We start from the raw sequence: 551 nt of genomic DNA, 5'->3' as shown, positions 1-551 counted from the left end.
ATGCGGCGGATTTCGCTGGTGCCCGCGCCAATCTCGTACAGCTTGGCGTCGCGCCACAGGCGGCCCAGCGGGTATTCGTTGATGTAGCCGTTGCCGCCGAACAACTGAATGCCGTCGCCCGCCATCTTGGTCGCCTGCTCGGCGCACCACAGGATGACCGAGGCGCAGTCCTTGCGCACCTGGCGCACGTGCTGGGCGCCCAGCATGTCCAGGTTCTTGCCGATCTGGTAGCAGAAGGCGCGGCCGGCCTGCAACACGGTGTACATGTCGGCCACCTTGCCCTGCACCAGCTGGAACTCGCCAATGCTCTGGCCAAACTGCTTGCGGTCGTGGATGTAGGGGATGACGTTGTCCATCACCGCCTGCATGATGCCGATGGGACCGGCCGCCAGCACCGCGCGCTCGTAGTCCAGGCCGCTCATCAGCACCTTGGCGCCCTGGTTCAGGCCACCCAGAATGTTCGCCTCGGGCACCTCCACGTTCTGGAACACCATCTCGCCGGTGTGGCTGCCGCGCATGCCCAGCTTGTCCAGCTTTTGCGCGGTGGAAAA

General features: G+C 65.0%; 1 protein-coding gene. It reads right to left on the bottom strand.

All coding sequences use genetic code 11. The features are described from left to right. A partial coding sequence (locus HA630_RS27180; RefSeq protein WP_256368603.1) for an acyl-CoA dehydrogenase family protein occupies positions 1-551 on the bottom strand: 551 nt, incomplete at both ends.

The sequence above is a fragment of the Aquabacterium sp. A08 genome (genome assembly GCF_011742065.1).
The sequence above is the reverse complement of the archived record's forward strand: the minus strand, read 5'-3'. Positions and strand labels throughout refer to the sequence as shown.